We start from the raw sequence: 5,843 nt of genomic DNA, 5'->3' as shown, positions 1-5,843 counted from the left end.
CGGCTCACGTTCGTGCTCTGTACGGTCCACTATCATGTCGTCTTCTTACTGTTTTTTTTGTTTATGATCCGGCCACCCCCGTGACCTACACCCTATCCTCCCCTCTTCCCCTCCACGCCGCTCTTCCGATCTAGGCGCTTGGCGTCCTGATCCAGAGCAATCAGTTTTCGAGGCTGATATTTTTCGAGGATATGTGCGGTTTTGCCCCCCGGTGCTGCACAGGCATCCACGACAAACTTGTTATCCAGATTCGGCAGTAAGGTAGCGCACAATTGGGCATGCTCATCTTGAACCGAAAAACCACCGACATCGAAGCCTGGCAAGTCAGGAATCTGGACTTGCGTATCCAGTACAATGCCGACCTGTGAAATGGTACAGGCATGCGCCGCAATATCATGCTCTTCCAGAATTTCTAAATAATCGTCACGACTGACTTGGCGTTCATTTACCCGTAAGGTGAGGGGAGCAAGCTGCTTGAGCTCATGGCTGAGTTCACTCAGCTGTTCCGGCCAGTCTTTCTTTAGACGTTTCAGCAGCCAGCTTGGCAGACCATGAGCTTGCTCGAGCGCCACCTGAAATTCTGATGTTTCACGTGAAACACGGCGCAGGATGGCATTCACCACACCACTCAAAGCCTGATAGCCGAGCTGCTTGACCGCCGTTACTGTTTCAGAAATTGCCGCATGTGGCGCAATCCGAGTTTGCAATAACTGATAAAGACCAACATAGAGGCAGGTCTCGACCGTATCATTATTGAGCGGTTTCACCAGCAAAGGCAGGGTAATACTTTTTAAGGCATACCATTGACGCAAAGTACCCAGAACCAGTTCATGGAACAGGGCGCGGTCACGCTCTGCCACTTTTTTCAGGTGCAGGGGGAGAACGGTTGCCAGAGATTGTCCCTGTTGTACCGCCAGTAAAGTACGTATCACTTGGGCACGCAAGTTCAGATGGGATGTACCTGTTTCAGAATAACTCATGCCAATGACTGTCCTACATGTAATTTTTGGGTCTGGTTAATTTGGACCGGATTAAGCGGTTTGCCTCCTGGCCATTGTAAGGCGCTCAGGCAGACGGCTTTTTCATCACCGCAGGCCACATGCACACCTTGTTTGTCTATCGCCAGAATGGTGCCTGCCTTATGCCCTCGCGCATTGGCAGCAGACAGGGCCGATCCCCAAACGCGCAGATTATTATTTTCATCCAGTGGAATGTACGCCACTGGCCAAGGATTAAAGGCACGAATGTTACGGTCAATGCTGGCCGCAGTTTGAGTCCAGTCAATATGCGCCTCTGCCTTAGAGAGTTTATGTGCATATACTGTGAGTGCTTCATCCTGAACTTCGCGGGCGTTCAGATATTGCTGTAATTTTTCTTCAGATTCGAGTACGGCCACAATCGCCTCAGCGCCTTGAATCGCCAGTTTGTCATGTAATGTGGCTGAAGTATCTTCGGCTGTAATTGGACACCAGGTTTTATACATCATGTCACCCGTATCTAGTCCTGCTGCCATTTTCATAATGGTTACGCCAGTTTCTGTATCGCCGGTAGCAATAGCACGCTGAATCGGTGCTGCACCACGCCAGCGTGGCAATAACGAACCGTGAATATTCAGACAGCCATATTTCGGGGTATCGAGAACCACTTGTGGTAGAATCAGACCATAAGCCGCGACGACCATTACGTCAGCGTCCAGGGCTTTCAGTTCAGCCTGAGCCGCCAGTCCTTCTTCAGTCGAAGACTTGAAGTGTACAGGCTGATAGACCGGAAGTTGATGCTCCAATGCCAGCTGTTTGACTGCCGAAGCAGTTAACTTTTGCCCACGACCTGCTTTACGGTCTGGCTGGGTATACACCGCCATAATCTCGTGCTGGGTATTAATGAGGGCTTTTAACGCAACCGCTGCAAATTCTGGTGTGCCGGCAAAGATGATTTTCACGCATGAAATTCCAAAAAAACTTGAGCCTAGTATAAGCCAAAAGCCAAATTCCAGCCTAATCAATCGGCACACTTATCTGTTACAAGGCTTTATCCCGATGGATTTTTAGTGGATATTTATATAAAAATAAATCATGTAAATTTTAAAAATTATTCATGAAAGTTTTGTATTTAATGCAGAGCCTTAGCGGTATAGTAGTTTTCAGCATGTCATCGTATATGCATTGAAACTTGCCAGTTGAGCATATTGCAGTAAGTCCTGTATTTTTAGCCAGTTTTTTAAATGAATCGCTAATTTATGATATGTTTAAAATTCGACTGATTTCATGCTCTTGATTAGTAAGATTTCGCCAGAGTGGATGAATTTTCCCACTCCTGCACAAACTTTGTTGGAATAACACCATGCCTGACTATCGTTCAAAAACATCAACACACGGAAGAAATATGGCTGGCGCACGTGGCTTATGGCGTGCGACCGGTATGAAAGACGAAGATTTTGGTAAACCGATTATTGCCGTGGTCAACTCATTCACGCAATTTGTACCCGGTCACGTTCATCTCAAAGATTTAGGTCAGCTGGTGGCGCGTCAAATTGAAGCATCAGGCGGTGTAGCCAAAGAATTCAATACTATTGCTGTGGATGACGGCATTGCGATGGGGCATGACGGCATGCTGTATTCCCTGCCTTCACGTGACCTGATTGCAGACTCGGTCGAATATATGGTGAATGCCCACTGTGCCGATGCCATGGTCTGTATTTCAAACTGTGACAAAATTACCCCGGGGATGTTGATGGCGGCAATGCGCCTGAATATTCCGGTGGTTTTTGTATCGGGGGGGCCAATGGAAGCGGGTAAAGTAAAAATCCGTGGCAATGAGAAAGCCATTGACTTGATCGACGCCATGATTGTGGCAGCAGATGACAGCTATACCGATGAAGAAGTCGCAGAATACGAACGCTCCGCCTGTCCAACCTGTGGTTCATGTTCAGGCATGTTTACAGCAAACTCGATGAACTGCTTGACTGAAGCTTTAGGCTTGTCACTGCCGGGGAATGGCTCTACGCTGGCAACCCATGCCAACCGTAAAAAACTCTTTGAACGTGCAGGTTCTTTAATTGTTGAGCTGGCTAAACGTCATTATGAACAAGATGACTACAGCGTATTGCCACGCTCGATTGCCACCAAAGCCTCTTATGAAAATGCCATGACTTTGGACATTGCCATGGGGGGCTCCACCAATACCGTCCTGCATTTATTGGCTGCCGCGAACGAAGCTGGCGTTGATTTTACCATGAATGACATCGACCGCTTATCGCGTAAAGTACCGGTGCTGTGTAAAGTTGCCCCAGCGAAACAAGATGTGCATATGGAAGATGTGCACCGCGCCGGCGGTATCATGTCGATTCTAGGCGAGCTTGACCGTGCAGGTTTACTCGATACATCGGTTCCAACCGTGCATGAAGCAAGCCTCAAAGATGCGTTGGACAAATGGGACATCATCCGTACGGAAGATGAAGACGTGTATCAGTTCTTCCGTTCAGCACCGGGCGGTGTACCGACACAGACCGCATTCTCGCAAGACCGTTACTATTCACGTTTGGATGGTGACCGTGAAAATGGCGTGATCCGTAATGCTGAACATGCTTTCTCGAAAGACGGTGGTTTGGCGGTCCTGTACGGTAACATTGCACTGGATGGTTGTATCGTGAAAACCGCCGGTGTAGATGATTCTATCTTGAAATTTAACGGTACGGCACGCGTATTTGAAAGTCAGGATTCAGCAGTGGATGCGATTTTGGGGAACCAAATTAAAGCCGGTGATGTGGTCGTGATCCGCTATGAAGGACCGCGCGGTGGCCCGGGTATGCAGGAAATGCTGTACCCAACCAGCTACCTGAAATCGAAAGGCCTAGGGAAAGACTGTGCATTGTTAACCGATGGTCGTTTCTCGGGCGGTTCATCCGGTCTTTCTATCGGTCACGTGTCTCCGGAAGCCGCCGAGGGCGGCGCTATTGGTCTGGTAGAAGATGGCGACCGTATCGAAATCGATATTCCAAACCGTACCATCCACTTGGCAGTCGATGAGGCAACCATGATTGCCCGCCGTGCAGCGCAGGAAGCCAAAGGCTGGCATCCGGTAGAAGAACGCCCACGTAAAATTTCAAAAGCACTGAAAGCCTATGCCATGCATACCACCAGTGCGGCAAAAGGTGCGGTACGTGAAATCTAAGCTGTAATTTTTACAGCACAAAAAGCACTCCAGAAGGGAGTGCTTTTTTATGGTTTTGGAAAACTTCACGGCCTCAAATGAATTCAAAAGTTCTTATGATCTTTGTGCAGACAGAATTTTACTGTTGTAAGATCAAAACTAACAAAATTTTTTTATTTTGCTGATGCTACATCCCCGTAGCACAGCAAAACAGCGACATCCATGTCGCTCGGTCATGTGATTAAAGCATTTTAAGAGTTAATCAAAATATTTTTCTGCAAGGTAATTTCTTTTATATATCGTATGCCTTCTATACAATGAGCTTAGAATAAATTGCCAAAGACTGAAGCTGAAAATCGGTCATCGCCAAGGAAAAAATAATGAGTAAAGACAATATCCGCGAACATTCAGCCCCCGTTTACGATGGTATAGAAAATGCCCCGGCACGTTCCATGATGCGGGCAACCGGTTTTAAAGATGCAGATTTTAAGCGTCCATTTATTGGTATTGCCTCGACTTGGGCCAATGTCACACCCTGCAATATGCATATTGACAGGCTGGCCCGTGAAGTTGAAAAAGGGGTGAATTTTGCCAATGGCAAAGGTATTATCTTTAATACCATTACTATCTCTGATGGAATTTCGAATGGGACTGAAGGGATGAAATACTCCTTGGTCTCACGCGAAATTATTGCTGACTCCATTGAAGCGGTGGTCGGTTGTCAGGCCTATGATGGCGTCATTGCGATTGGTGGCTGCGACAAGAATATGCCGGGTTGTATTATGGGACTGGCCCGTTTAAATCGTCCCGGCCTGTTTATTTATGGCGGGACCATTAAACCGGGAGCTGGGCATACTGACATGATTTCGGTGTTTGAAGCAGTAGGACAATATGCCAAGGGGGAGATTAACGAAATTCAGGTCAAGCAGATTGAAGAGGTGGCTCTGCCGGGGCCGGGATCTTGTGGAGGAATGTATACTGCCAACTCGATGGCCTCTGCCATTGAAGCCTTAGGCATGAGCTTGCCGGGCTCATCGGCACAGGAAGCCGTTTCCGAAGAGAAAAAAATTGACTGTATGCGTGCGGGTGAAGCGGTCATGAACCTGTTACGCCTAGACCTTAAACCGCGTGACATCATGACCAAAGCCGCCTTTGAAAATGCCATTAAAGTACTGATTGCACTGGGTGGATCGACCAATGGGGTACTACATTTACTGGCGATGGCCCATAGCGCAGGGGTAGCGCTGTCATTGGATGATTTCGTGCGGATTGGTAAAGATATTCCTGTGGTGGCCGATGTACGGCCATCCGGAAAATACCTCATGTCAGAACTGATCGCCATTGGCGGTATTCAACCGCTGATGAAACGTATGCTGAATGCCGGTATGCTGGAGGGTTCTTGCCTGACCGTAACGGGTAAAACCTTGGCAGAAAACCTGGCGGATGTCGCAGACTATCCACCAGGGCAACAGATTATCCTGCCATTTGATGCGCCGATTAAAAAAGATTCGCATCTGGTGGTTCTAAAAGGCAATTTGTCTCCTACAGGAGCGGTGGCCAAAATCACCGGCAAGGAGGGGCTGTATTTTGAGGGGCCGGCGCGGGTGTTTGAAGGAGAAATCGGTGCCATGCGTGGAGATCGGAAGAGCGTCGGGGAGGGAAAGGGGGTAGGAGAGGGGTGTAGTAGAGGGGGG

General features: G+C 48.2%; 3 protein-coding genes and 1 pseudogene. 2 read left to right on the top strand and 2 right to left on the bottom strand.

Annotation, left to right across the window (positions count from 1 at the left end; all coding sequences use genetic code 11):
- Positions 1-125: 125 nt before the first annotated feature.
- Positions 126-980 (bottom strand): annotated as a pseudogene (locus E2K52_RS13050) (transcription antitermination factor NusB); the annotation flags it as partial.
- A complete protein-coding gene (fmt, locus tag E2K52_RS13045; protein ID WP_151205486.1) occupies positions 977-1,939 on the bottom strand; it encodes a methionyl-tRNA formyltransferase in 963 nt (320 codons plus the stop codon). The gene fmt and the pseudogene E2K52_RS13050, both read right to left, overlap by 4 nt.
- Before the next feature lie 401 nt (positions 1,940-2,340).
- On the opposite strand from fmt, the gene ilvD reads away from it, so the two are divergent.
- Together ilvD and E2K52_RS13035 are read left to right on the top strand one after the other, a co-directional pair.
- Entirely contained in the window at positions 2,341-4,170 is a 1,830-nt protein-coding gene (gene ilvD, locus E2K52_RS13040) for a dihydroxy-acid dehydratase (RefSeq protein ID WP_151205485.1), read from the top strand.
- Positions 4,171-4,529: 359 nt separating this feature from the next.
- On the top strand, positions 4,530-5,843 hold a 1,314-nt coding region (locus E2K52_RS13035; protein ID WP_151205484.1), incomplete at its 3' end, for a dihydroxy-acid dehydratase.

Source organism: Acinetobacter sp. RF14B, from assembly GCF_006864105.1.
Taxonomy (GTDB): Bacteria; Pseudomonadota; Gammaproteobacteria; order Pseudomonadales; family Moraxellaceae; genus Acinetobacter; species Acinetobacter lwoffii_C.
This window is presented reverse-complemented; position numbering and strand designations above follow the sequence as displayed.